This window comes from Blautia sp. CAG:257, from assembly GCF_000433815.1.
GTDB classification, from domain to species: Bacteria; Bacillota; Clostridia; order Lachnospirales; family Lachnospiraceae; genus Blautia_A; species Blautia_A caecimuris.
Genome location: NZ_HF999064.1, coordinates 13,579 through 13,941 on the forward strand (window position 1 = coordinate 13,579; position 363 = coordinate 13,941).

The following is a 363-nucleotide window of genomic DNA, read 5'->3' on the forward strand; positions in this document are numbered from 1 at the left end:
CCCAGAACCATTTCCACATATTCTTCTACCCGGAAAATCTCTGCAAGAGCCGCTTTGTTTTCCTGAGGCTGTTCTCCAAGAAGCAGTCTGAGGGCGGCAATAGGTGTTTTTATCTGATGCACCCACATGGTATAATAATCCGCCATCTCTCTGTAAGAGGTCATCCTGGCTTCCTCTGCTTCCATCCTCATTCGGTTCAGTTCATGGATCATCTGCTGAAGCGCCGCCTCGTTGTTGTCCTGGGGCAAAGGAAGCTTTTCCAGATCCAGAGGAATACTTTTTGCAATCTGAGACAAAACCTGCGCTTTGCTGCGGAACCTGAAATATCCATACACAAATGCTCCCGCGAACAAAACCATGCAG

1 pseudogene is annotated in these 363 nt (G+C 48.2%); it reads right to left on the minus strand.

Going from position 1 to position 363, the window contains the following annotated elements:
• Window positions 1-335 (minus strand): annotated as a pseudogene (locus QVP40_RS08250) (sensor histidine kinase); the annotation flags it as partial.
• Window positions 336-363 lie beyond the last annotated feature (28 nt).